General features: G+C 60.6%; 21 protein-coding genes and 2 pseudogenes. 14 read left to right on the forward strand and 9 right to left on the reverse strand.

What is annotated here, in order from left to right; genetic code table 11:
• Positions 1-78: 78 nt before the first annotated feature.
• From RS887_RS10880 to RS887_RS30550, 3 genes and pseudogenes are all read right to left on the reverse strand, one after another.
• The gene (locus RS887_RS10880) at positions 79-1,755 is read right to left on the reverse strand and encodes an MFS transporter (RefSeq protein WP_111285851.1); all 1,677 of its coding nucleotides are present in this window, start codon (positions 1,753-1,755) and stop codon (positions 79-81) included.
• A gap of 304 nt (positions 1,756-2,059) precedes the next feature.
• Positions 2,060-2,815: a methyl-accepting chemotaxis protein gene (locus RS887_RS30545; RefSeq protein ID WP_416339963.1), complete on the reverse strand. Its 756-nt coding sequence runs from the start codon at positions 2,813-2,815 to the stop codon at positions 2,060-2,062.
• Between the two features lie 102 nt (positions 2,816-2,917).
• A pseudogene (locus RS887_RS30550) lies at positions 2,918-4,207 on the reverse strand (HAMP domain-containing protein); the annotation flags it as partial.
• Between the two features lie 393 nt (positions 4,208-4,600).
• On the opposite strand from RS887_RS30550, the gene RS887_RS10890 reads away from it, so the two are divergent.
• The 4 genes and pseudogenes from RS887_RS10890 to RS887_RS10905 all read left to right on the forward strand — a co-directional run bounded on the left by RS887_RS10890 (position 4,601) and on the right by RS887_RS10905 (position 9,347).
• Positions 4,601-5,917, forward strand: a complete 1,317-nt coding sequence (locus tag RS887_RS10890) for a Na+/H+ antiporter family protein (protein WP_322615387.1) — start codon at positions 4,601-4,603, stop codon at positions 5,915-5,917.
• A 179-nt stretch (positions 5,918-6,096) separates the two neighbouring features.
• The gene (locus RS887_RS10895) at positions 6,097-7,779 is read left to right on the forward strand and encodes a methyl-accepting chemotaxis protein (RefSeq protein ID WP_322615388.1); all 1,683 of its coding nucleotides are present in this window, start codon (positions 6,097-6,099) and stop codon (positions 7,777-7,779) included.
• Between the two features lie 305 nt (positions 7,780-8,084).
• Positions 8,085-9,030 (forward strand): annotated as a pseudogene (locus tag RS887_RS10900) (IS110 family transposase).
• Positions 9,031-9,191: 161 nt separating this feature from the next.
• On the forward strand, positions 9,192-9,347 hold the full coding sequence (locus RS887_RS10905; protein WP_150814244.1) for a metallothionein: 156 nt from the start codon (positions 9,192-9,194) through the stop codon (positions 9,345-9,347).
• 27 nt (positions 9,348-9,374) lie between these two features.
• Here RS887_RS10905 and RS887_RS10910 read toward each other — a convergent pair whose 3' ends face one another.
• Positions 9,375-9,653 carry a hypothetical protein gene (locus RS887_RS10910; protein WP_322615389.1) on the reverse strand — a complete coding sequence of 93 codons (279 nt, stop codon included), beginning with the start codon at positions 9,651-9,653 and terminating at the stop codon, positions 9,375-9,377.
• Between the two features lie 33 nt (positions 9,654-9,686).
• Entirely contained in the window at positions 9,687-9,914 is a 228-nt protein-coding gene (locus RS887_RS10915; RefSeq protein WP_057714008.1) for a DUF6555 family protein, read from the reverse strand.
• Positions 9,915-10,060: 146 nt separating this feature from the next.
• On the opposite strand from RS887_RS10915, the gene RS887_RS10920 reads away from it, so the two are divergent.
• From RS887_RS10920 to mnmH, 5 genes are all read left to right on the forward strand, one after another.
• Positions 10,061-10,840 carry a helix-turn-helix transcriptional regulator gene (locus RS887_RS10920; protein WP_322615390.1) on the forward strand — a complete coding sequence of 260 codons (780 nt, stop codon included), beginning with the start codon at positions 10,061-10,063 and terminating at the stop codon, positions 10,838-10,840.
• Between the two features lie 104 nt (positions 10,841-10,944).
• Positions 10,945-11,118: a DUF1427 family protein gene (locus RS887_RS10925; RefSeq protein WP_322615391.1), complete on the forward strand. Its 174-nt coding sequence runs from the start codon at positions 10,945-10,947 to the stop codon at positions 11,116-11,118.
• Positions 11,119-11,145: 27 nt separating this feature from the next.
• Positions 11,146-12,102 (forward strand): zinc-binding alcohol dehydrogenase family protein, encoded by a 957-nt coding sequence (locus tag RS887_RS10930; RefSeq protein WP_322615392.1) that lies wholly within the window; start codon positions 11,146-11,148, stop codon positions 12,100-12,102.
• Positions 12,103-12,299: 197 nt separating this feature from the next.
• On the forward strand, positions 12,300-13,334 hold the full coding sequence (gene selD, locus RS887_RS10935) for a selenide, water dikinase SelD (protein ID WP_322615393.1): 1,035 nt from the start codon (positions 12,300-12,302) through the stop codon (positions 13,332-13,334).
• Positions 13,334-14,437 (forward strand): tRNA 2-selenouridine(34) synthase MnmH, encoded by a 1,104-nt coding sequence (mnmH, locus tag RS887_RS10940; protein WP_322615394.1) that lies wholly within the window; start codon positions 13,334-13,336, stop codon positions 14,435-14,437. The genes selD and mnmH overlap by 1 nt, the downstream gene beginning before the upstream one ends.
• Positions 14,438-14,575: 138 nt before the next feature.
• On the opposite strand, the gene RS887_RS10945 is transcribed toward mnmH, so the two are convergent.
• Positions 14,576-15,247 (reverse strand): histidine phosphatase family protein, encoded by a 672-nt coding sequence (locus RS887_RS10945; RefSeq protein WP_322615395.1) that lies wholly within the window; start codon positions 15,245-15,247, stop codon positions 14,576-14,578.
• Positions 15,248-15,615: 368 nt separating this feature from the next.
• On the opposite strand from RS887_RS10945, the gene RS887_RS10950 reads away from it, so the two are divergent.
• Together RS887_RS10950 and hemB are read left to right on the forward strand one after the other, a co-directional pair.
• Positions 15,616-16,326: a glutathione S-transferase family protein gene (locus RS887_RS10950; protein ID WP_322615396.1), complete on the forward strand. Its 711-nt coding sequence runs from the start codon at positions 15,616-15,618 to the stop codon at positions 16,324-16,326.
• Between the two features lie 138 nt (positions 16,327-16,464).
• Positions 16,465-17,439: a porphobilinogen synthase gene (gene hemB, locus RS887_RS10955; protein WP_008021700.1), complete on the forward strand. Its 975-nt coding sequence runs from the start codon at positions 16,465-16,467 to the stop codon at positions 17,437-17,439.
• A gap of 144 nt (positions 17,440-17,583) precedes the next feature.
• Here the strand turns inward: hemB and RS887_RS10960 are convergent, their stop codons facing one another.
• Positions 17,584-19,119 carry an FAD-dependent oxidoreductase gene (locus RS887_RS10960; RefSeq protein ID WP_322615397.1) on the reverse strand — a complete coding sequence of 512 codons (1,536 nt, stop codon included), beginning with the start codon at positions 19,117-19,119 and terminating at the stop codon, positions 17,584-17,586.
• 137 nt (positions 19,120-19,256) lie between these two features.
• Between RS887_RS10960 and RS887_RS10965 the strand changes: the two genes are divergently transcribed.
• Complete coding sequence (locus RS887_RS10965; protein WP_322615398.1) at positions 19,257-20,351, forward strand: DUF1615 domain-containing protein; 1,095 nt, start codon at positions 19,257-19,259, stop codon at positions 20,349-20,351.
• A 75-nt stretch (positions 20,352-20,426) separates the two neighbouring features.
• On the opposite strand, the gene RS887_RS10970 is transcribed toward RS887_RS10965, so the two are convergent.
• Entirely contained in the window at positions 20,427-20,867 is a 441-nt protein-coding gene (locus tag RS887_RS10970) for a phage infection protein (protein ID WP_322615399.1), read from the reverse strand.
• A gap of 261 nt (positions 20,868-21,128) precedes the next feature.
• Here RS887_RS10970 and RS887_RS10975 point away from each other — a divergent pair, with 261 nt between their 5' ends.
• Complete coding sequence (locus tag RS887_RS10975) at positions 21,129-21,752, forward strand: glutathione S-transferase (RefSeq protein WP_322615400.1); 624 nt, start codon at positions 21,129-21,131, stop codon at positions 21,750-21,752.
• 73 nt (positions 21,753-21,825) lie between these two features.
• Here RS887_RS10975 and RS887_RS10980 read toward each other — a convergent pair whose 3' ends face one another.
• A complete protein-coding gene (locus RS887_RS10980) occupies positions 21,826-22,266 on the reverse strand; it encodes a CBS domain-containing protein (RefSeq protein ID WP_111285825.1) in 441 nt (146 codons plus the stop codon).
• Positions 22,267-22,807: 541 nt separating this feature from the next.
• Here RS887_RS10980 and RS887_RS10985 point away from each other — a divergent pair.
• Positions 22,808-23,230 (forward strand): NEL-type E3 ubiquitin ligase domain-containing protein, encoded by a 423-nt coding sequence (locus RS887_RS10985; protein ID WP_322615401.1) that lies wholly within the window; start codon positions 22,808-22,810, stop codon positions 23,228-23,230.
• The last annotated feature ends 43 nt before the right edge of the window (positions 23,231-23,273 follow it).

Raw genomic sequence — 23,273 nt, forward strand, 5'->3', positions numbered from 1 at the left:
TGCCAGACAACATGTTCATTGACTGACCCACCGCATTCGCGAGCAAGCCCGCTCCCACAAGTGAGTGGCGCACCAGGTTCAGGTGTGACGAATCTCCCGATCCTTGGTTTCCGGCATGAAGAAAATACCCAGCACCGCCGTCATCACCGCGATGACGATCGGATACCACAGCCCGTAGTAGATATCCCCCGTGGCCGCCACCATGGCGAACGCCACCGTCGGCAGGAAGCCACCGAACCAGCCATTGCCGATGTGATAGGGCAGCGACATCGAGGTGTAGCGGATACGCGCCGGGAACAGTTCCACCAGCCAGGCGGCAATCGGCCCGTAGACCATGGTCACGTAGATCACCAGGATGGTCAGGAGCAGCAGCACCATTGGGTAATTGGTCTTGGCCGGGTCGGCTTTCTCGGGGTAACCGGCGTCCTTGAGGGCGGTGGCGAGGGTGGCGGTAAAGGCGTCGTTTTTGGCCTTGAAGTCGGCGCCCGGCATGCCGGTGCCCTCGAAGCTCTCGATCACTTTCTCGCCAATGCGCACCTGCGCAACGGCGCCCGGCTCGGCCTTCACGTTCGCATAGGGGATGGCCCGTTTTGCCAGTACGGTCTTGGCCAGGTCGCAGGAACTGGTGAATTTGGCCTTGCCCACCGGGTCGAACTGGAACGAGCACTGGTCGGGATTGGCGATGACCGTGACCGGATTCTTCTCCTGGGCGACGAACACGTCGGGGTTACCGTATTGGGTCAACGCATGGAAGATCGGGAAGTAAGTCAGTGCCGCGATGATGCAGCCGGCCATGATGATGCCCTTGCGGCCGATGCGGTCGGACAGGCTGCCGAATATGACGAAGAACGGTGTGCCGATCAGCAGCGAGCCGGCAATCAGCAAGTTGGCGGTCTGCGGGTCGATCTTCAGCGTCTGCAACAGGAAGAACAGCGCATAGAACTGCCCGGTGTACCAGACCACGGCCTGGCCGGCGGTGCCACCGAGCAGGGCCATGATCACGATCTTGAGGTTGTCCCAACGGGCGAAGGATTCGGTCAACGGTGCCTTGGAGGACTTGCCTTCAGCCTTCATTTTCATGAACACCGGTGACTCGCTGAGCTGCAGGCGGATGTACACCGAGACAATCAACAACAGGATCGACAGCAGGAACGGAATCCGCCAGCCCCAGGCCTCGAAGGCTTCCGTGCCCAGGACGGTGCGGCAGGCGAGGATCACCAGCAGCGAAAGAAACAGGCCGAGGGTGGCCGTGGTCTGAATCCACGAGGTGAAGTAGCCGCGTTTGCCCTTGGGGGCATGTTCGGCCACGTAGGTGGCTGCGCCGCCGTACTCTCCACCCAGCGCCAGGCCCTGCAGCAGGCGCAGGCTTATCAGGATGATCGGCGCGGCTACGCCGATGGTTGCGTAGCCAGGCAGTAGACCCACCACGGCCGTGGAGACACCCATGATCACGATGGTGATGAGAAAGGTGTGTTTGCGTCCGATCATGTCACCCAGTCGGCCGAACACGATGGCGCCGAAGGGCCGGACGGCGAAGCCGGCGGCGAAGGCGAGCAGGGCGAAGATGAAGGAAGTCGTTTCGTTGACACCGGCGAAGAAGTGCTTGGCGATGATCGCCGCGAGGGAGCCGTACAGGTAGAAGTCATACCATTCGAACACGGTGCCCAGGGACGACGCGAAGATGACCTTGCGCTCCTCCCGGGTGATTCCGTGATGGGGTGTATGGTCCGTGGATGTGCTGTCGATTACTGCCATGAGTATTCTCCGTCTTGCACTTGTTTAGGCCGGAGTTCCCACCAACATTTACCCTACCCAGGCCCTGGGGCTGATCTTTGGATTACGAGTCTTGCATTCAGGTTGATGCCTGAAAGTGCTGCAAGGATCCTTGAAGCATAATCACCTTGCGGCAGATATCCACTCGCCATCATTTGATTGAGCCGCGCGCAGAAACAAATGTGGGAGCGGGCTTGCTCGCGAATGCGGCGACACATTCAACATCAATGTGTCTGATATACCGCTTTCGCGAGCAAGCCCGCTCCCACAGGGGATGGTGCAAGGTTTAGACGCGGAACTGATCCATCAGGCTCTGCTGCTGGTTCGCCAGGCTGTTGAGCGACTGGCTGACCCTTGCCGATTCATTGGCCTGGCCCGACAGCGATTCGGTCACGTCGCGAATGGTCGCCACGTTATTGTTGATCTCCTCGGCCACCGCGCTTTGCTCTTCGGCGGCGCTGGCGATCTGCATGTTCATGTCGTTGATCACGGTCACCGCATCGCCGATCTGGCGCAGCGCCGTCACGGCCTGGCCAACCTGCTCGACGCTGCCCTGGGCCTGACGATGGCTGTTGTTCATCGAACTCACTACATCCTGGGTGCCGCTTTGCAGTTGTTCGATCACCAGGCGGGTTTCTTCCACAGACTCCTGGGTCCGTCGCGCCAGGTTGCGCACCTCATCGGCGACCACGGCAAAACCGCGTCCGGCCTCACCGGCACGGGCCGCTTCGATGGCGGCGTTGAGGGCCAGCAGGTTGGTCTGCTCGGCGATCGCACGGATCACTTCCAGTACCGTGCCGATCTTCTCGCTGTTGGCTGCCAGGCCTTCGACCTGAACCATGGCCGCGCTCATGTCGGCGGCGAGGTTGTCAATGCTGGCGGTGGTACGGTCGATCACGGTCAAGCCCTGACGGGTCGCCTGATCGGCATCGCGGGCGGCGTGTGCCGCTTGCGCGGCGCTGCGGGCGACATCCTGGGCGGTGGCGCTCATTTCATGGGACGCCGTCGCCACCTGATCCACCTGACGGTATTGCTGTTCCATACCGGCGCTGGTTTGGGTAGCGATGGCGGACGACTGGTCTGCGGTGCTGCGGGCGTCCTGCACCGAGCGTTTCACTTCGGCGATGATCGGTTGCAGCTTGTCGAGGAAACGGTTGAACCAGCCGGCCAGTTGGCCCAGCTCATCCTGCTTGTCGTAAGCCAGTCGACGGGTCAGGTCACCTTCGCCGCTGGCGATGTCTTCGAGCATGTGCGCCACGCCGAGGATCGGTTTGGTGACGCTGCGGGCCATCAGCCACACCAGCACCAGGCCCAGCAGCGCGGCGAGTACCCCCAGGCCGAGCTCGACCAGCGTACCGGCGGTGTTGCTGTCGTCCAGTTGCTTTTTCAGGGCTTCGGCGGGGCCGACCAGGACTTTCTCCGGCACGTCGAGCAGCACGCCCCAGGATTTACCGTCGGGAATCGGCTGGAACGGTGCCAGCACTTTCAGTTGCTGATTGCTGTGCAGGCTGCCGGTCTTGCTGCTGGCGGCAAGCATGCGCAGCAGTTCGGCACCGCTGGCCTTGTCCACGGCCTCCAGGCGCTGGCTGAGTTTGCTGGCGTCCGGGCTGTAGCCGGCGAGCAGGCCGGCCGGGCTGATGATGCTGACACTGGTCTGGCCGTCGTAGAGCTTCTTGCTTGCGCCCAGGCTGACCGCTTGCAGGCTGTTGAGGTTGATGTCCACTGACAGCGAGGCGATGACCTTGCCGTTGACCATCAGCGGGAAAACGATGCTGGTCATCAGCACGTTCTGGCCGTCGATCTCATAGAAGTAGGGTTCGATCACGCACGGCTTGAGCGTGGTGCGCGGGCAGGTGAACCAGGCGTTCGCCGCTTCGCCGCTGGGGCCGGTGCTGGTGTCGGCCATGTCCTTTTCCGGCAAGGCCATGGACGTCACCTTGCCCGGCGTCGGCTGCGACCAGTAGAGGGCGAAACGGCCCTTGTCGTTGCTGCCCAGTTCGGCTTGACCGGTGAACAGGTCGTCCTTGCCATCCAGCCCGTTGGGTTCGAACACCAGGGACAGGCCGAGCAGGTCCGGGTTGGCCTGCAGGGCCGACTTGACCTGGCGGGTCAGGTCTTCGCGCAGGTCGAAGGCATCGAGAAAGCGCTTTTCGGCCTGCTCCCGCAGGAACAGTACCTGCCGGGAGAAGCCGTGGCCGTATTGATAGGCGTCCATGAACTGCTGGCGAATCCCCAGCGCCTGGTTTTCGCCCTGGGACTCGATCCGGGCCTGGGCCGCTTCGGTCAGCATCTCCATGCTCGAGGCTTTCACCATCCCGGAGCTGTGCTCCATGCGGTACAGGGAAAGACCCACCAGCAGGGTCACGATGCCCGCCAGGCACAGCCCGGCCAGCAGGGTGATTTTCCATTGAATGGAAAGTTGTCTGAGCGACATGGAGACGTCCTTATTCGATAAATATCTGAGACTTTGCACTGTAGCGGCCGCGATCCGGCTTTCTTTATGCCGTAAGCCGGATTTTGGATGAATGGCTTTTGTGGCGAGGGAGCTTGCTCCCGCTGGGGAACGAAGCACCCCCAACCCTATGGATGCGGTCCGTCAGAATCAGCACGTAGGTTGGGTCTGCGATTGCTGCGCAATCAATCGGGAGCAAGCTCCCTCGCCACAGGTCATCACATGCCGTTACATATCGACAGCGCCGAGGTGCTTTGACAAGGAGGTGACGCTGCGGCAAAGTGCGCGCCCTCTAATAAAACCCATTCCTTCATCCGCTGGCGGCTCTTCGCAGACTGCCGGACGGAGTCTTTTCGTTTGTCTCGAGGTAAAGAAATGAATGCAGTCATTGCCGCGGTCGGCATCATGCTGGTACTCAGCCTGTCCCGCGTGCATGTGGTGATCGCCCTGATCGTCGGTGCGCTGGTCGGTGGCCTGACCGGTGGCCTGGGGATCGAGGCGACACTCAAGGCCTTCAACAGTGGCCTCGGCGGTGGGGCGACGGTGGCATTGTCCTACGCCTTGCTGGGTGCTTTCGCCGTGGCCATTGCCAAGTCCGGCATGGCCCATGCGCTGGCCGACAAGGCGCTGGCGCTGGTCGATCGCCAGCACGCCAGCGGCGGTGGCCAGGTCAAATGGCTGCTGATCGGCCTGCTCTGGGTCGTGGCCATCGCCTCGCAGAACATCCTGCCGATCCATATCGCGTTCATTCCGTTGCTGGTGCCGCCGCTTCTGTATGTGCTGACCAGGCTGCAACTGGACCGTCGACTGATCGCCTGTGTCATGACCTTCGGTTTGATCACACCCTACATGTTCCTGCCGGTGGGCTTCGGCAACATCTTCCTCAATGAAATCCTGCTGGCCAACGTCGCCCGCAGCGGTGTGGACATCAGTGGCATCAATGTCACCCACGCCATGGGCATTCCGGCCCTGGGCATGGTGGCGGGCCTGCTGATAGCGTTTGTCAGCTATCGCAGGAAGCGTGTCTACGACCTGGCAAAGATCGAGCAAGTCGAGCAAGTGGCGGTGCAATACAACCCGCTGAGCCTGATGGTGGCCGGCGTGGCGATCGCGGCGGCGTTCATCATTCAGTTGTTGCTCGATTCTATGATTATCGGGGCACTGGTCGGCTTCCTGATTTTCTCGGTGTCGGGCATCGTCAAATGGCGCGACACCGATGACCTGTTCACCGAAGGCATGAAAATGATGGCGATGATCGGTTTCATCATGATCGCCGCCTCGGGGTTTGCCGAAGTGATGAAGGCCACCGGTGAGGTGCAGACGCTGGTCGAGTCGTCGGCGTCGTACATCGATCACAGCAAGGGCATCGGTGCCTTGCTGATGCTGCTGGTGGGGCTGCTGGTGACCATGGGCATCGGCTCGTCGTTCTCCACCGTGCCGATTCTGGCGGCGATCTTCGTGCCACTGTGCGTGCAACTGGGCTTCAGCCCGCTGGCGATCGTGTGCATTGTCGGCACGGCCGGTGCCTTGGGCGACGCCGGTTCGCCGGCTTCGGACTCGACCCTCGGCCCGACCTCCGGCCTGAACATCGACGGCCAGCACCATCACATCTGGGACACCGTGGTCCCGACCTTCCTGCACTACAACCTGCCGCTGCTGGCGTTCGGCTGGGTGGCCGCGATGGTCCTTTAAACACCAATAACCCTGTGGGAGCGGGCTTGCCCGCGAAGACGGCGGCACATCCAGCATCGATGTGTCTGACACACCGCCTTCGCGAGCAAGCCCGCTCCCACATTGATCGCGTTCAACTTTTGACCGGGCGTGCCGTTAAAGCTGTTAACCACGCCAACAAAATCAAAAGAGTGAACGTCATGCGCATGAGCCTCAAGGCAAAAGTCCTGTCCCTTGCCGTCCTCCCGGTGTTGCTGTTTGCGCTGGTCATCAGCCTGACCACGCTGTTCATTCTTCAGGATCAGGCCCGCAAGGAAGTCGAGCAGACCCGCGAACGCCTGCTCAGCGATGCCAAGGCGACCTTGCAAAGCTACGTAGCCGTGGCCATGACCACGATCAAACCGCTTTACGACGCGGCCGCCCCCGGCGATCAGGCGGCGCGGGCCCAGGTGATCAAGCTGCTGTCGAGTATCACCTATGGCAAGGACGGCTACTTCTTCGGCTACGACTCCAACACCGTGCGCCTGTTCAAGGCCGGCAGCCCCGAAGGCGTGGGCCAGAGCTTCAAGGACAACCGCGATCCGAACGGTGTCTACGTCAACCGCGACCTGGTGAAAGTCGCCAGGGACGGTACGCACTACCTGCAATACAGCTCGCCATTACCCGGCAACACCCAGGTGCTGGTGCCCAAGCTCGGTTACACCGAATACCTGCCGAAGTGGGACATGGCGGTCGGTACCTCGGTCAACCTCGACGGCATAGAAGCGCAAGTGGCGGTGGTCGAAGCCAAGGTCCAGGAGCGCATGCAAGGCATGGTGCTGAGCATCGTCGGCGTGGCGGTCGTGGTGCTGCTGGTGATTGCCGTTGCCGGGATGTTGCTGGCCAACACCATTCTGCGTCCGCTGCATCTGATGAAAGCCAACCTCGACGACATCGCCGCAGGCGAGGGCGATCTGACCCGTCGCCTGACGCTCACCAGTCAGGATGAGCTCGGCGAGCTGGCCGGCTCGTTCAACCGTTTCGTCGACAAGATTCATGGGCTGGTACGGCAGATCACCGAAATGACCTCGCAACTGACCGGGCTGGTGAGTCAGGTGTCCGACCAGGCCCATCGCTCGGACCAGGCCATGGAGCGTCAGCGCCATGAGACCGATCAGGTGGCCACGGCGATCAATGAAATGTCGGCGGCGGCCCAGGAAGTGGCCAAGAGCGCGCAGAACGCCGCCGTGGCAGCCCAGCAGACCGACGAAGAAGGGCAGGCGGCCAAGCGGGTGGTGGCTGGCAGCATCGAGAAGATCCATGCGCTGGTGGACGACATCCGTACCAGCGGCGTGTCCCTCGACAGCCTGCAAAAAGACGTGTCGTCGATTGTCAGCGTGCTCGGGGTGATCCGCTCGATCGCCGAGCAGACCAACCTGCTGGCACTCAACGCGGCCATCGAAGCCGCCCGTGCCGGCGAGGCCGGGCGCGGTTTTGCGGTGGTGGCCGATGAAGTGCGGGCGCTGGCCAGCCGCACGCAAATCAGCACCCAGGAAATCCAGGGCATGATCGACCGCTTGCAGGCCGGCACCCGGTCGGCGGTGGAGGCGATGCGTCGCTCCAGCGAGGCTGGCGACGGCACCTCGGCCCAGGCCAACGAAGCGGGGGCTTCGCTGGACACCATGGCCCAGCTGATCGCGACCATCAATTCGATGAACGCGCAGATCGCCAGTGCCGCCGAAGAACAGACCGCCGTGGCAGAAGAGATCAATCGCAGCGTGCACCAGATTGCCGTGGCGGTGGATAACGTCGCCGACGAAACCCAGCTCGGCGCGCAAACCTCCCGTAGCCTGGCCGACCTGGGGCAGCGCCTGGGCACTCTGGTCGGGCAGTTCCGTATCTGACGGAACAGAGACAAGACCTGTGGGAGCGGGCTTGCCCGCGAAGACGGCGGCACATTCAACATTCATGTTGTCTGACACGCTGCTTTCGCGGGCAAGCCCGCTTGTATGGTAGGACTTGAAGGGAGGAGGAGGGACAAAGCCCGATTCTGACTGTTGACGCAGTACAGATCCGTGGGAGATTTCGCCCTCCTCCTTTCACCCAAGCGCCGATAAAGAATGCATCTGGCTAGACCGACGATAGGAACAAGCCTGCGCCTCTGGGTGAGCCCTTCAAGTGCTCAAAACCATATCCCGGAGGAAATTTAATGGCAATGCCGGTTTCTGTCTCAAAGCCGATCGCAGGCGTGGATGTCGCCAAGAATGAACTGGTGATTTATCACGCCGAACTTGACCTGCTTGAAACGATTCCCAACAACAAGGCAGCCATCAAGCAGTGGCTGAAGGACTTGCCGAGGACAGTGGCCATCGCCATTGAGTCGACCAATATCTATCACCTGGAGTTCGCCGATCTGGCCTACGAGGCCGGCTGCGTGATTTACATGGTGGGTGGCTATGAGCTGAGCCATTACCGCAAAGGGGTGAGTGTCCGCGCCAAAACCGACGCGCTGGATGCCAGGCTGCTCGCTCGCTACCTGAAGAACGAAGGTGACGATCTTCATCCCTGACCCCGCCATCACCGCTGTACCGTCAGCTCTTGAGCCTTTTTCGCCGCCGGGCGGCTCTGGTTCAGGCACGAGTGGGCCTGGTGCAAAGCTGGGCGAATGAACCGCTGTTGAAGACCGCTTTCGCCGAGCAAGTGAAATCCATGCAACAGCTTGAGGCGCTGGTCGAAAAGACGATTAAGGATTATCTGAAAGAAGCCGGTTTGCTCGGTCAGTTGAAGCGCTGTCTGAAAGTTGAAGGCATCGGATTTTTGACCGGAGCCCGCTTGATCGCAGCATTCCAGCGAGGCGATTTCAGAAACGCAGATGCCTTCATCGCCTTTCTGGGAATGGATTTGCGGGTGGCGAAGTCAGGACAAAAGACGGTCGCCGAAGCTTGACCAAACGAGGTGATCCGGAAGCTCGCCGACTTCTGCACAACGCAGCCATGTCGGCCAGTCGTACACCAGCCTGGAAAGATTTTTACGCGGCACAAAGAGCTCGAGGGTTCAGCACCACTCAGGCACTGGTGATACTGGCTCGCAAACTTGCTCGGGTCGTATTCGCCTTGCTCAAGGGGCAAAGCGAATACCAGTTAAAAGTCGGTTGAGGGCTTCCCTCAACCATAGAATCTCCCACAGGGATTGTGGCTGGAGTCGGCCAGGCGACCCGTCTGGCCGGATTTTCCGCACCTTTCAGGCCAACTCCTACACTGACAACACGGGTTGTACCTCAATCTCCCCGAAGATCAGCACCGAAGGAGTCAAATCCATGACCGACCGTAAATGCGATTGTCCGAAGTGTTCCTGCAAGCTCGGTGAACATCCGATCGTGCGTCACGGCAAGCACTATTGCTGCGAAGCCTGCGCCAAGCATCACGAGCATGGCGAGGAGTGCGCTTCCCAAGGCTGCAAGTGCGCCCACTGAAAACCACGGTACACGCAAAAGTGGAGCCTAGTCCGGCTCCACTTCCAGCCTGAGGCTGTCATCTTCGAGGCGTTCGCTGTGGCGGACGGTGCCCTGCAAGCGCCGCCCTTCGACTCGCAGCACCAGGGTCCTGGCTTGCTCCAGATCTTCCGGCAGTGGTGCCGGAATGCGTATGGCGAAGCAAAAGGCGTCATTTTCGACCTGTTCCAGTCCGATCCGGCACTCGGCGCTCCTGGTGATGCGGCCGAACGAGGTATCCAGACCGTAGTCCAGCTGTGCAGGGCTGTAGATGGGTGTTGCGCTCATGTCCCTTCCCCCGAACCTGATGGTTGCCGGAGATCAGTTCGCCGGCCGCCACTTGACGTTTTCCACGCCGAATTTTTCAGCCATCGGCTTGCTGGTCTTTTGCACCTTCTCGCGTCCAAACCGGGGGATTCGCCCCACCCCCGCGTCACAGCTCGCCCAATGCCAGGCTTCTGCGTTATCCATTTTTTCCAGTCGGATAATGAAAGATTTTGGAGCACCATGGAGGGTGTATTCGATGACGAATAATTTTGCACTGTTCATATAGCCCCGGTTCCTCCCTGTTGTACATAAAGGGATCGCGCTCCGTCAGGAAAATTCATTCGGATTGTCGGACGCCGGCGGTTGCTGGCGACACGTCCGGCGCCTCGTTACCATGGAGCTTTCCCGTACCCTAATGAACATAGACCATGGCCCTCGCCGCACCACCTGACCTGAGTGACACCGATGTGCCCGTGCAGCCGCTGGCTCGCACCTATCCGCGCGGTTTGTACATCGAGCCCCATGAGCACGTCTGGGGCCAGTTGCTGTATGCGATGAGCGGGGTGATGTGGGTCGAGACGCCGCACGAGGCGCTGGTAGTGCCGCCGCAGCGGGCGGTGTGGTTGCCGCCCGGCGTGCCCCACGGGATTCGCGTGGTGTCCGACCTGCAAATGCGCAATATCTACTTGCGCCCGTCCCTGGCGGCGACCCTGGATGACAGCGTGCAGGTCATTGAAGTCGGCGGCTTGCTGCGCGAGCTGATCGTCGGCCTGGTGGAGCAGGGCAACGACGGGCCGCCCGAGTATTACGACGCGCTGGTGGGCCTGGCGTTGCTGGAACTCAAGCGCGCCAGGCGTTCGCTGCTGAAAATCCCGCTGCCGGACGATTCCGATCGACGGCTGATGAACCTGTGCCAGGCGGTCATGTCCGCGCCTTCGCTGGATATTCCGTTCGAACAGCATGCGGCAACCGCCGGTGCCAGCGTGCGAACCCTGGCGCGGCTGTTCAAGGACGGTTTGGGCATGGGCTTCGCCGAATGGCGGCGTCAGGTGCAACTGGCGACGGCGGTGGCCGGGTTGATCCAGGGCGTACCGGTCAGCGCGATTGCCCGGGAGCTGGGCTATTCGCCGAGCAGCTTCAGTGACATGTTTCGTCGTGAACTGGGTGTTGCCCCTTCACAGTTCCCGGCGGCGCAACACCAGGGCTGAATTCGCCGGGCCATGCTTTGGCCGAAATTCAGAAGCACTTGGCCGATGATCAAAGGCGTCGCCCTCTAGACTCAGCGCCTACCTCAATTGCCCCGGAGTCTGCCGTGAACTACCTCATGTCACTGGCCATCGGTCTGGGCGTCGGTCTGCTCTACGGCGCCCTGGATTTTCGTTCCCCCGCACCCCCGGCCATCGCGCTGGTAGGCCTGCTCGGCATGCTGGCCGGCGAAAAGCTTTGGCCGATTGGGCGAGAGCTGGTGGCTGGCTGGATTTCCTGAACCCTCTTTGACTTGATGGATACGCCCATGAAAGCCCTGCAATTCGATAAAACCGGTGATCTCTCGGCCCTGTGCTACGTCGAGGTGCCTACCCCCGTTCCCGGCCCCGACGAAGTGCTGGTCGAGATCAAGGCTGCGGGTCTCAACCCCAGCGATGTGAAGAACGTGCTGGGGCGTTTTCCCTACACCACCCTGCCGCGGATTCCCGGTCGTGATTTTGCCGGTGTGGTCGTGGCCGGCCCACAGGCGCTGATCGGTCAGGAAGTCTGGGGCACGGGCCGGGAACTGGGCTTTTTCGCTGACGGTTCCCACGCCCAGTTCGTCAAGCTGCCGGCCAATGGCGTGGCGCTCAAACCCACGCACCTGAGTTTCGCCCAGGCCGCCAGCCTCGGCGTGCCGTACACCACGGCGTGGGATGCGCTGGAGCGCAGCCTGGTGACCGCCGAAACCCGATTGCTGGTCATCGGTGGCGGGGCGGTCGGCAGTGCCGCGCTGGCCTTGGCCAAGGTGCGCGGTGCCCGGGTGCTGGCGGCCGCGCGGCGTCCCGAGCAGGTCAAGGACTTGCAGGACCAGGGCTACCAGACCCTGCAACTGGATAAACCCGAAGACCTCGGGGCCCAGGTCAACGCGGTCTATGTCGGTGGCGCCGACGTGATTTTCGACACCACCGGATTCTGGCTGCCGGCCTCGGTGCCAGCCCTGGCCGCGTTCGGCCGCATCGCGATCATTGCCGCACCCGTGGACGGTCACGTGCAGTTGCCGTCCCTGGCGTTGTATCGCAAGGGCGGTTCAGTGGTGGGAATCAACTCGTTGCTGTACGGGGTACAGGCGTGTGCGGCGATGCTCGACCAGTTTGGCAGGTTCTTCGATCAGGACCTGTTGCCGTTGCCACAGGGCCTGTTCGAGTCGCCATTGGCCGAAGGCCTGGAGCGTTATGCCGAAGTGAATCAGGGCAGCGGTGACAAGGTGATCCTGTTGCCATAACCGCGATCAATGTGGGAGCGGGCTTGCTCGCGAAGGCGGAGTGTCAGGCGGCAGGGGTGTTGGCTGTGACGGCCTCTTCGCGAGCAGGCTCGCTCCCACAGGGTGTGGAGGGGAGCCATTTCATTAGGGGCCGCGCAACGCCTTGCCCATGCCTCGCTCTGCTAGAATCGGCCTCATTGACCCAATGAGGTACCCCCATGAGCGAGCCGATTCGCCTGACCCAATACAGCCACGGCGCTGGATGCGGTTGCAAGATTTCCCCCCAGGTACTGGAAGTGATCCTGGCCGGCAGCGGGGCGCAGAACCTCGACCCGAAACTCTGGGTCGGTAACGCCTCACGCGACGATGCGGCGGTGTATGCCATCGACGAAGAGCGCGGAGTGGTCTCGACCACGGATTTTTTCATGCCGATCGTCGACGATCCCTTCGATTTCGGTCGAATTGCCGCCACTAATGCCATCAGCGACATCTATGCGATGGGCGGCGATCCGTTGATGGCGATTGCGATTCTGGGCTGGCCGGTGAACGTGCTGGCCCCGGAAATTGCCCGGGAAGTGATACGCGGCGGCCGTTCGGTGTGTGACGAGGCGGGCATACCGCTGGCAGGTGGGCACTCCATCGACGCGCCAGAACCGATCTTTGGCCTGGCCGTCACCGGTCTGGTGGAAAAGCGCCACATGAAGCGCAACGACACCGCCACGGCCGGTTGCCTGCTCTATCTCACCAAGCCCCTGGGCATCGGCATCCTTACGACGGCCGAGAAAAAGGGCAAGTTGCGCCATGCCGACATCGGCCTGGCCCGGGACTGGATGTGCACCCTGAACAAACCCGGCAGCCGTTTCGGCAAGCTCGACGGTGTAACCGCGATGAGCGATGTCACCGGTTTCGGCCTGCTCGGGCACCTGGTGGAAATGGCCGACGGCAGCCAGCTCACGGCGCGTATCGAATATGACCGCGTACCGCGCTTGCCGGGTGTCGAGTATTACCTCGAACAGGGCTGCGTACCGGGCGGTACGCTGCGCAATTTCGACAGCTACGCCAACAAGCTCGGGCGGCTCCAGGAACTGCACAAGCGTGTGCTCTGCGATCCGCAGACCAGCGGTGGCCTGCTGATTGCCGTAACGCCGCAAGGCAACGAGCAGTTTCTCTCGGTGGCCGCCGAACTGGGCCTGAGCCTGGAGCCGATCGGTGAACTGGTCGAGCGACAGAGCAACTCGGTCGAGGTGATTTGATGTCTGTCGACTGCACCGATTACCGCGACATTTTCCTCAACGACCGGCCCATGATGGACACCCGCGCGCCGGTCGAATTCAACAAGGGCGCATTTCCCGGTGTGATCAACCTGCCGTTGATGAATGACCTTGAACGCCAGCGGGTCGGCACGTGCTACAAGCAGCATGGCCAGCAAGCGGCCATCGTGCTGGGGCATCAACTGGTGTCGGGCGCGGTCAAGGCCGAACGCATCCAGGCCTGGGCCGATTTTGCCCGGGCGCATCCCGATGGCCTGCTGTACTGCTTTCGCGGTGGCCTGCGCTCGCAGATAGTCCAGCAATGGCTCAAGGACGAAGCGGGCATCGACTACCCACGGGTGGGCGGTGGCTACAAGGCCATGCGTACCTTCTTGCTGGACACCCTCGATCAAGCCGTGACCCAGTGCGATTTCGTCCTGTTGGGCGGCATGACCGGCACTGGCAAGACCGAGGTGCTCAAGCAATTGGGCAACAGCGTGGACCTTGAAGGTCATGCCAACCATCGCGGCTCCAGTTTCGGCAAGCGCGCCACGGGTCAGCCATCGAATATCGACTTCGAAAACCGTTTGGCCGTGGATGTGCTGAAAAAACGCGCCAAAGGCATCGAGCAGTTCGTATTGGAAGACGAAAGCCGCGCAGTCGGCAGTTGTGCGTTGCCATTGCCGCTGTACCAGGGCATGCAGCAGTTTCCGATGGTGTGGCTGGAAGACAGCCTGGAAGGTCGGGTCGAGCGGATCCTGCGCGATTACGTGGTGGATTTATGCGCAGAATTCATCGACGTGCATGGCGAGGAGGGCTTTGCGCTGTTTTCCGAACGGTTGTTGGCGAGCCTGAACAATGTGCAGAAACGCCTGGGCGGCGAACGTCATTGGCGCATGCTGGTTTTGATGGAGGAGGCGCTGGCGGAGCAGGCTCGTAGTGGCGCGGTGGATCTGCACCGCGGCTGGATCGAAGGGTTGCTGCGCGAGTATTACGATCCGATGTATGCGTTTCAGCGGGAGAAGAAAGACGCGCGGATCGAGTTTGCCGGGGAGCGGGGGGTGGTGCTCGAGTATCTGCGCGAGCGAGTGAATCAACGAAAGTGATGTCGGTTTTACTGGCCCCTTCGCGAGCAAGCCCGCTCCCACATTTAATCAGCAGCGGTCACAAAGTTTGTATTCGCTGGAGATCGAGTGTGGGAGCGGGCTTGCTCGCGAAGAGGCCCGACCAAGCAATGAGTAACCTCAGGTCGGGCAAGTCTCCGAGCCATTGTTCAGGCCTTGCTTGTAGACATTACTCTGCACACTGGCCTTGCCGTTGTGCCAGGTCAGGGTGAGCACATACAGCGAGTCATAATCGCTGGATTCCCAGTCTTGCGTGAGGGTCATTTTCTTGCCGGTGGCTTCGCCGGCCACCGTGTTGATCAGCTCCGGCAGATAGCCGTGTGACCAGGCGGTGTAGATGACCGAGTTGTGATACTTGTCGTGGAGCAGTTCTTCGGCCAGGTCACTGGTGTCATTCGCGGAAAAATTGATGTTCACCGGCAGGCCGAGCTTGATGGCGCTGGGGCTGATGGTCATCAGGGGACGGATGTAACTGTAGGAATTGTCGAACTCGCCTTCCTCGACGTTACGGGTCGGGTTCGCCGCAAACACATAGTTGGCCTTGCCAAACTTTTCCGGCAGCAGCGTGGCCAGGTCGATGGCGCGGTTCAGCCCTTGGCAATTGAGTTGGCCCAGGCCTGCGGCGGGTTTTTCCCCGTGGCGCAGGAAAACCAGCGTCTGGGTGCCATCCATCGGTTGGGCGCGGCTTTGGCTGGCCTCCAGCGACAGAAACACCGCGCCGACCGCCAACAAAATGGGCAGCAGCAGGTAGGCGCGATGTTTGAAGCGGTTGGCAATATTGAACAGGTTCATGAATAAAGGGATCTTCAGCGCAATTCGGTTAAGGCTGACAAACCTTTACACAATGATTTTCCTGCGTCGAGTGTTTTCCATGTCATTGAAACCGGTCCGTTTTCAAAGGGGTGGTGCTCAGAGTCCCCTGAACCCGTTTGGTTCGATTCCGGCCGAGCGCGCAGCGATGTACCGGTCACCTTCAACGGTTTGCAGTGATGGTTATCGACAGGATGTTGCAGAGTTACGGACACGCTACACCTGATGGCGTTGAAACAGTCGTGATCTCTTTTGATCTCTTCTATCAGCGAGATTAATGGCTGTAAGGGCTCACTGAGCCGCTATCTCCATTATGATCGTCGCTCTCAATGTCTTCGTGGATCCCGCCCATGACCGATTTGTCCGCATTCCCCATCACCCGCAAATGGCCTGCCCAATACCCGGAGTGGATTCAGCTGTACTCCTTGCCGACCCCCAACGGCGTCAAGGTCTCGATCATGCTCGAAGAGATCGGCCTGCCGTATGAACCTCACCGGGTAGGCTTCGACACCAACGACCAGATGTCCCCGGAATTTCTTTCCCTCAATCCCAACAACAAGATCCCGGCGATCCTCGACCCCCACGGTCCGGACGACAAACCACTGGCGCTGTTCGAGTCGGGAGCGATCCTGATCTACCTGGCCGACAAGAGCGGACAACTGCTGGCCCAGGAATCGGCAGCGCGCTACGAGACGATTCAGTGGCTGATGTTCCAGATGGGCGGCATTGGTCCGATGTTCGGCCAACTCGGGTTTTTCAACAAATTCGCCGGCAAGGACTACGAAGACAAGCGTCCCCGTGACCGCTACGTCGAGGAAAGCAAACGCCTGCTCAGTGTGCTCAATGGCCGCCTTGAAGGGCGCGACTGGATCATGGGCGAACGCTACACCATTGCTGACATCGCGACCTTTCCGTGGGTGCGCAACCTCATCGGTTTCTATGAGGCTGGCGACCTGGTGGGCATCCAGAACTTCCCTAACGTCACGCGGGTGCTGGAACGCTTCCTGGCGCGGCCGGCGGTGGTGCGCGGGTTGGAAATCCCGAAACCCGTCTCGATTTAAACCTCTTGCCTGTAGGAGCGAGCTTGCTCGCGAAAATCGTAGGGGCAACGCGATCATTCAGACAATGCGCGTTATCGTTTACGACCATCGCAAGCAAGCTTGCTCCTACATCTCGTCCTCTGAAATTCAGGAATACCCATGTCCAGTCAGTTCCCCGAAGCACGCCCACGCCGTCTGCGCCGCAATGCGAGCCTGCGCAGTCTGTTCCAGGAAACCGAGTTCAGCCTGAACGATCTGGTGTTGCCGATTTTCGTCGAAGAAGAAATCGACGACTTCGTGCCGATCAAGAGCATGCCCGGCGTGATGCGCATTCCCGAGTCGAAACTGGCCGGCGAGATCGAGCGCTACGCCCGTGCCGGGATCAAGTCGGTGATGACCTTCGGCGTGTCCCATCACTTGGACAGCAGCGGCAGCGACACCTGGCGCGATGACGGCCTGGTCTCGCGCATGTCGCGCATTGCCAAGGACGCGGTGCCGGAAATGATCGTGATGTCCGACACCTGTTTTTGCGAATACACCGACCATGGCCATTGTGGCGTGTTGCACAACCATGAGGTCGACAATGACCAGACCCTGATCAACCTCGGCAGGCAAGCGGTGGCGGCGGCCCGTGCCGGTGCCGATGTGATCGCCCCCTCGGCGGCGATGGACGGGCAGGTCCAGGCGATTCGCCGGGCCCTCGATGACGCCGGTTTTACCCAGACGGCAATCATGGCCTATTCGACCAAATTCGCCTCGGCACTCTATGGTCCGTTCCGCGAGGCGGGTGGCAGTGCGCTCAAGGGCGACCGTAAAAGCTACCAGATGAACCCCATGAACCGCCGCGAAGCGGTGCGCGAATCGTTGCTCGACGAACAGGAAGGCGCCGATGCATTGATGGTCAAGCCGGCCGGTGCGTACCTGGACATCATCCGCGACATTCGCGAAGCCTCGCGCCTGCCGCTGTCGGCGTATCAGGTGAGTGGTGAGTACGCGATGATCAAGTTTGCCGCCCAGGCCGGGGCCATCGATGAAGACCGCGTGGTGCGCGAGAGCCTGGGGGCGATCAAGCGTGCCGGGGCCGACCTGATCTTTACTTACTTTGCGATGGATCTGGCGCTGGCCGGGATCTAGGCACCAGCGCATATCCTCCCTGTACCTGTAGGAGCGAGCTTGCTCGCGATGGACTCAAGAGCGCCGCGTTTAGTCAGTAAACACGCGTCACCGTTAACGACCATCGCGAGCAAGCTCGCTCCTACAAGGGGTGGTGTGGTGTTCTCAGGGCGCGCCAAAAAACGGCCGGATCCCGTGATCCCGGAAGTACCGTTCGATCACTTTCGGGTCCGAGCACGTTTCGGCGATCGCCACGTAGGTATCGGGCCGTAACAGATAAAACCCGTTGCGCCCCAGTCCCGCCGCTTCGAACGCCGGTCGCCAGTCGAACACGTGCAGCGGCAGATGGTGCTCGTGACACCAGGCAATCATTTCGTCGCTGGTGTCGCCATAGACATGCACCTGCCAGGTCAGGCACTTGAGCGACTCGAAATTATCCCCCTCACCGTCATGGGCCCAGGGCAGGCGATCACCGCCATGCACGTGCCCGGCAACGCCTGCACTCAATGGCATGCCCCGATAACTCAGGGTGATCTGCGACACCGTGCGGAACAGGAACTCGCGGGAGGTTTCGAACGAGGTTATTTTCGGTATCAAAAGCGGTGCCAGGCGTGTGCGCAGCAAATCGGCCATCCGCCCCTCGGCGGTGATGAAGTTGAATACCCGGTCAGTGGTGGCCACCAGTCTGCGGGCGAAGGCGATACGCTCTGTTTCATAGGTGTCGAGCAATCTGGCCTCGGCACCACCGCTCAACACGGCCGCCAGTTTCCAGGCCAGGTTGATGGCATCACCAATCCCGGTGTTCATGCCCTGGCCGCCCGCCGGACTGTGCACATGGGCGGCATCCCCCAGCAAAAACGCCCGGTCTTTGCGGAAGTGATCCGCCACCCGATGATGCACACGGTAGGTCGAAAACCAGTTCAGTTGCTCGATCTTCACCTTCATATTCTCGATGGCCCGGCTGCTGACATCCTCGAAGCGCAGGGTCTCGGCGTGTTCGGCGCGCTCGTCGCGCACCGTGCCGATCAGACGGGCACGACCACTGTCTCCCAGTGGGAACACGGCGAGGAAGTCCGCCTCGTCGAGGTCCACATGCAGTTCGCCGTTGAATGTCGGGCCGCTGGCCTGCACGTCGGCGACGTAGAAAATCTGCTGGTAAGTGCCGCCGGGAAACCCGGTGTCCAGGGTCTTGCGCACAATCGACCGCGCCCCGTCGCATCCGGCCAGGTAACAGGCCTGGCAGATTTCCTGCTGACCGTCGGGCAGGTGCAGCGTGGCCGTGATGCCGTCTGCGGTTTGCTCGAAGCCTGCCAGTTCGGTGTTGCGTTCCACCACGATGCCGAAGACTTCCAGGCGCTCGATCAGCATCCGTTCGTGTTCGTCCTGCGGGAAAATCTCGAGAAACGAGTAGGGGGTCAGGCCCTCACCAATCTGAGACAGGGGCAGGCGCGCCACGGGCTCACCCTTGACCCAGAAGTTGCCTGCCGTTACTTGATGGCCGTTTTGCACCACGGCGTCGTCCAGTCCGAGCTGGCGGTACAACTCCAGCGTCCGTGCCTGGACGGCCAGCGCCCGGGACGTGGTGCCGGGGGCGGAGGTTTTGTCGACAATCCGCACGCGCACGCCCAGTTTGCTCAGCCACAACGCCAGGACCAGCCCGGTCGGGCCGGCGCCAATGATCAACACGTCGCTGCGGTGCATGAGCCTGTCCTCCTCGCTACGTGGATAAAGTATGGTCCAGTCGGGGAGGGCGGCAACCATCGGACTACCGCGGCCGTAGCCGCTGGCATGCCATTGGTCGTATGGTTGGCCCCGACCAACGGATTAGATGGAACGACATGCAAGCCAATCGATTGATCTCAAGCATCGCCGCCTTGCTGGTACTGGCCGGTTGCGGCAGCCAGCGAACCCAGGAGCCGGCGACGCGCAGTCCGGCCGAAGTGAAGGCTGAGATTGTGCGTTTGCTGCCGGCGAAAGCTGCCGATCCCCAGGGGTGGGCCACGGATATCCAGGTGGCGTTTACCGCGCAAGACATCTCGCCGACCACGCAAAACCTGTGCTCGGTACTGGCCGTGACCGAACAGGAGTCGACTTTTCAGGTCGATCCGAGCGTACCGGGGCTGGGCAAGATCGCCCGCGACGAGATCGACCGCCGCGCCGCCAAGGCGCACATTCCAGGCCTGCTGGTGAGCGGAGCGTTAAAGCTCGATTCGCCCACTGGCAAAAGCTACAGCGACCGCCTGAATGCCGCGCGCAGCGAAAAGGAGCTGAGCGCCATTTTTGACGACTTCATCGGCATGGTACCGATGGGCAAAAAACTGTTCGGTGGCTTCAACCCAGTGCATACCGGCGGGCCGATGCAGGTCGCGATTGATTTTGCCGAGCAGCAGGCCAAGGGCTATCCGTACCCGGTGAAGGGCTCGATTCGCCATGAAGTGTTTACCCGGCGCGGCGGCATGTATTTCGGCATCGCGCATCTGCTTGGCTATCCGGTGAGCTATCCACAGCCACTGTACCGTTTTGCGGACTTCAACGCGGGTTGGTACGCCAGCCGCAACGCCGCGTTTCAGAACGCAGTGAGCCGGGCGTCCGGTATCCCGTTGGCGCTGGATGGCGATCTGGTGAACTACGGTTCGATCATGCCCGGCACCACGGAACTGGCCGTGCGTACCCTTGGCAAGCAATTGGACATACGCAATCCGACGATCCGGGAGCAACTGGAAGAGGGGAAAACCCTGGCGTTCGAAGACAGCAAACTCTATCGGCGGGTTTTCGAGCTGGCGGAACGGGCCGAGGGGCGGCCGTTACCCCGTGAAGTGTTGCCCGGGATCGTGCTGCAAAGCCCGAAAATCACCCGCAAACTCACCACCGCGTGGTTCGCCAAGCGGGTCGATGAGCGTTACCAGCGCTGCATGGCGCGGGCAGGGAAGTAATCGCGGCGTAAAAAACATAAAAAACCCGGCGGGTGAGGCCGGGTTTTCTTTGAGTCCTGCGGTAAAGCACTGCATTCAGACAGCGCGGCTTTCGATCAGACGATCCGAACCGCCTTCGGCGACGCGGTTCTGCAGCAGCTTGTCGGAACCGCCTTCGGCGACACGGTTCTGCAGCAGTTTGTCGGATCCGCCTTCAGCGACGCGGTTTTGCAGCAGCTTGTCGGAACCGCCTTCGGCGACGCGGTTTTGCAGCAGTTTGTCGGAGCCGCCTTCAACGACACGGTTTTGCAGGAGCTTGTCGGAACCGCCTTCGGCAACACGTTTTTCCAGCAGACGATCCGAACCACCTTCAGCCACACGATTCTCGATCAGGCGATCGGAACCACCCTCGGCCACTCGGCTTTCAATCAGACGATCCGAACCGCCTTCAGCGACCACAGGTTGAGCAGGGTTTGCGGCGAAAGCGTTAACTGCGAAAACCGAGAAAGCGATGCTGAGAAGGGTTTGGCGTTTCATGATGGTGTGCTCCGGGGTGCTGATGGGTTGGTATGGAGCAGATGTTACGCCGTGGATTATTTATGAGAACTTCATTGAGGTGATGGTGAACATCGACGGCAATGATAGGTGCGACGCCATACCTCTTGTGAGCGTGATGGTGCGATCGTCGGACGGTCGCTGTGTGGCGGGTGGTGGCTTCTACACTGGATAGCTGGCGTGTTCGTTTGCCGGGACGGTTGATGTGGCGCCACAGAGATCGCGGTGTACAAGGAGACGTTCATGTACCAGCTCTACGGTTATCGGAACTCCGGGGCGGCGGCCATCGAGGCCGCCCTTGAACTCTGTGATGTACCTTATCGCTTCATCGATGTCGAGACGTCCGCAGAGGCGGCCCAAGCGCTGGAGAAACTCAATCCGCTCAAACAGATTCCGACCTTGCTGCTACCCGATGGCTGTGTCCTGACCGAGAGCGCGGCGATCCTGATCCACCTCGGGCTGACTTTCCCCGCGTCGGGATTATTGCCGCAAGACCCGGCCGAGCGGGACCAGGCCATTCGTGGCCTGACCTACATCGTCAGCAATTGCTACGCGGCCATCGGCATCATTGATTACCCCGAACGCTGGCTGGCCGAGGCGGATGAGTCGTCCAGGCAGAACCTCATAGAGGGGGCTCGCCGGCGCCTGCACTGGAGTTGGGAGGTGTTTGCCGATCAGTTCTCGGGCGAGTTGTATCTGGGCAGCGAGAAGCCAGGGGCCCTGGATGTGCTGGCGGCGGTGATCTCGCGATGGGCGGGCACTCGGGAGCATTTGCGCAATGCCCGACCGGGTTTTTTCGCCTGGCTGGAACGCATCGACCGCCACCCGGCACTGGCACCGGTGTTCGCCCGGCATTGGCCGGCCTGAGAACACCACTTACCCTGTGGGAGCGAGCAAGCTCGCTCCCACAGGTTTTTTGGGTGAATGTTGTGTCTGGGTCTCACTCCCCGCGAATGTACTGTTCCAGCTGGCGAATCAGTTCAGCCTGTTCGGCAATGGCTTCCTTCACCAGGTCACCAATCGACAGCAGGCCGATCAATTTGCCATTTTCCACCACCGGCAAGTGACGCAGGCGCCTATCGGACATGATGCCCAGGCAGGTATCCACGGTTTGATGGGTGTCGACGGTAATCACCGGCGACACCATGATGTCGCGTACCGGCGTGCCCACCGAAGAGCGGCCGTGCAGTACCAGTTTGCGCGCATAGTCCCGTTCGCTGATGATGCCCAGCACTTCATCATTGTCCACCACCAGCAAGGCGCCGACGTTTTTCTCGGCCATCTTCATCAGCGCTTCAAGCACCATGTGATCGGGTTTGATCTGGTGCACTTCCTGATTCTTCTGATCTTTGAGCTTGAGCAGTTGGGCGACGGTTTTCATGGTGGTTACTCGGGTGTTGTCGTTGTTCTTGAAGAATCGTAGACGCAAGCGTTCAGGGCAAGGGCGAAAGCGGCAGATAACACGCAAAAAACGTCATTTGGCGGTTTTTCTTTCGTAAACCTCCCGATCCGTCGAGAGAGAGCGTCTGTTGGCCGGATAGACTGAGGCCTGGAGGGCGTTCAGTTTTATCGCGTGTCGATCCGGGAGCCCAGGTAATGGGGGATGATGGATTTTTTGGTCAATACCCTGAAATAGAGAGAGGGGAATCGAATAAAGAAGCTCGGGTAGGCTCGCACCTCCAATAAGTCACGGATGACTCGTCATTATGTTTGATGCTCTAACGGCTGCTAAATCTACGCAGCGTTCACTTCCTGAGTCTATGACTCAGAGTCCGCACACACCTTTTATTGCCAAGTCTATTCCAGACGGGCTATTGAACACCCGTGCAGAAAATCGCTCCGCTTTAAAACAGATTGTCGGGCCTGCCATGCCCTGGCTCGGCGCAATTACGTGGTGAGATGAATAGGGCGTTTGAGGACAGTTGGGTATCACAAAACGACACATCGACGAAGTGGAAGTGTATCTGGCGTTTCAGGCCGGTTTGGCGGATCGGCTTGTTCTGCCATGGCAATCGCGGGGGATGTTGTTCCGGGAGATGGCCGAGGTCAGTGATGCGTGGATAGACCAGGCGTATGAATCGGTTTTGACGCTCGAGGCGGGTGAGAGGGGGCTGAACCGGATCATTGAACAGCGGTTCTGGCGCAAGTACCTGAAGGGGCGTCATGCCCAGGCGTTCGCGCAGAATTCGACGGTGTTTAATACTCGCTCGGAAGAGCTGCTCAATCGGCATTTGGTGGGTGCTGTTTCACAGCGGGTGTATGAGCGCGAACTTCTTGAGTTGGCCGAGGGGCGTAAGGTGTTGTTGAAGGCCTTGACGCTGGAGGCGTTGAAAAAGGTGCAATAGCTTGCGCTGAAACAAGTGGCCGGCCTGTTCTTGCGAACAGGCC

The organism is Pseudomonas sp. BIC9C (genome assembly GCF_034541995.1).
GTDB lineage: Bacteria > Pseudomonadota > Gammaproteobacteria > Pseudomonadales > Pseudomonadaceae > Aquipseudomonas > Aquipseudomonas fluorescens_CC.

Excerpts from the sequence above, each read along its gene's own strand:
- RS887_RS10920 (WP_322615390.1), top strand. The coding sequence starts at position 10,061 with ATGGCCCTCGCCGCACCACCTGACCTGAGTGACACCGATGTGCCCGTG.
- RS887_RS10880 (WP_111285851.1), bottom strand. The coding sequence starts at position 1,755 with ATGGCAGTAATCGACAGCACATCCACGGACCATACACCCCATCACGGA.
- RS887_RS10910 (WP_322615389.1), bottom strand. The coding sequence starts at position 9,653 with ATGAGCGCAACACCCATCTACAGCCCTGCACAGCTGGACTACGGTCTG.
- RS887_RS10930 (WP_322615392.1), top strand. The coding sequence starts at position 11,146 with ATGAAAGCCCTGCAATTCGATAAAACCGGTGATCTCTCGGCCCTGTGC.
- RS887_RS10960 (WP_322615397.1), bottom strand. The coding sequence starts at position 19,119 with ATGCACCGCAGCGACGTGTTGATCATTGGCGCCGGCCCGACCGGGCTG.
- RS887_RS10965 (WP_322615398.1), top strand. The coding sequence starts at position 19,257 with ATGCAAGCCAATCGATTGATCTCAAGCATCGCCGCCTTGCTGGTACTG.
- RS887_RS10890 (WP_322615387.1), top strand. The coding sequence starts at position 4,601 with ATGAATGCAGTCATTGCCGCGGTCGGCATCATGCTGGTACTCAGCCTG.
- RS887_RS10895 (WP_322615388.1), top strand. The coding sequence starts at position 6,097 with ATGCGCATGAGCCTCAAGGCAAAAGTCCTGTCCCTTGCCGTCCTCCCG.
- RS887_RS10915 (WP_057714008.1), bottom strand. The coding sequence starts at position 9,914 with ATGAACAGTGCAAAATTATTCGTCATCGAATACACCCTCCATGGTGCT.
- RS887_RS10970 (WP_322615399.1), bottom strand. The coding sequence starts at position 20,867 with ATGAAACGCCAAACCCTTCTCAGCATCGCTTTCTCGGTTTTCGCAGTT.
- mnmH (WP_322615394.1), top strand. The coding sequence starts at position 13,334 with ATGTCTGTCGACTGCACCGATTACCGCGACATTTTCCTCAACGACCGG.
- hemB (WP_008021700.1), top strand. The coding sequence starts at position 16,465 with ATGTCCAGTCAGTTCCCCGAAGCACGCCCACGCCGTCTGCGCCGCAAT.
- RS887_RS30545 (WP_416339963.1), bottom strand. The coding sequence starts at position 2,815 with ATGGAACAGCAATACCGTCAGGTGGATCAGGTGGCGACGGCGTCCCAT.
- RS887_RS10905 (WP_150814244.1), top strand. The coding sequence starts at position 9,192 with ATGACCGACCGTAAATGCGATTGTCCGAAGTGTTCCTGCAAGCTCGGT.
- selD (WP_322615393.1), top strand. The coding sequence starts at position 12,300 with ATGAGCGAGCCGATTCGCCTGACCCAATACAGCCACGGCGCTGGATGC.
- RS887_RS10975 (WP_322615400.1), top strand. The coding sequence starts at position 21,129 with ATGTACCAGCTCTACGGTTATCGGAACTCCGGGGCGGCGGCCATCGAG.
- RS887_RS10980 (WP_111285825.1), bottom strand. The coding sequence starts at position 22,266 with ATGAAAACCGTCGCCCAACTGCTCAAGCTCAAAGATCAGAAGAATCAG.
- RS887_RS10945 (WP_322615395.1), bottom strand. The coding sequence starts at position 15,247 with ATGAACCTGTTCAATATTGCCAACCGCTTCAAACATCGCGCCTACCTG.
- RS887_RS10950 (WP_322615396.1), top strand. The coding sequence starts at position 15,616 with ATGACCGATTTGTCCGCATTCCCCATCACCCGCAAATGGCCTGCCCAA.